We start from the raw sequence: 624 nt of genomic DNA on the forward strand, positions 1-624 counted from the left end.
GTTAAATACTTATGTTAACCTAGATATTATCATAGCTTACATTGCGTACGACTAAAGTAACCGTTACAGTTTATTTTTCTTCTTTTTTGATATTCCCAATATCATAATTCAACACTTAAAATTTCTTTATATTTGTATAAGATTGAATATCATTAACGATATCCTTGCTGACTTGTATACTGTTCTGCATCTTCAAGAACAATCTTCATCTGCTGTTTGATAATAGTCATGCAATAACGAACCAGCCTCTCCACTGCTTCTGTTAAATTTGCATAAAATGCGCCACTCTTCACACTTTTTTTCTTTTTTATTTTCAGCACCAATGCTGACAATTGTTATATGTGAAAGTCGTTCCTTTAATGGTCAAATACTTTTCGCCCCTGTCTTGGATAAACAGGAGCGATTTTGAAAATAATAGTCGTGAATTTTATTAATTTAGCGTTAAGCTTAATCCTACACCTACACCCCAGCGGCCTCCAGCACTGGTGATAGATAGGCTAGAACGGGTATTCCCATCTTCAGAAGTATAACCAGCACCAACAGCAAAGGCAGACTGATTGAGCCATATACCACTAGCAAGTGCAACACTTAACTTTCCTGGTGAGTCATTATAACGTAAGTTAG

2 protein-coding genes are annotated in these 624 nt (G+C 35.6%); both read right to left on the reverse strand.

What is annotated here, in order from left to right:
* Nucleotides 1–152: 152 nt before the first annotated feature.
* On the reverse strand, nucleotides 153–293 hold the full coding sequence (locus tag B5V81_RS08610; protein WP_212113101.1) for a hypothetical protein: 141 nt from the start codon (nucleotides 291–293) through the stop codon (nucleotides 153–155).
* 137 nt (nucleotides 294–430) lie between these two features.
* Nucleotides 431–624: YadA-like family protein (locus B5V81_RS08615; protein WP_212113102.1), on the reverse strand; the 194-nt coding region annotated here is incomplete at its 5' end.

The organism is Bartonella queenslandensis, from assembly GCF_018155095.1.
Taxonomy (GTDB): Bacteria; Pseudomonadota; Alphaproteobacteria; order Rhizobiales; family Rhizobiaceae; genus Bartonella; species Bartonella queenslandensis_B.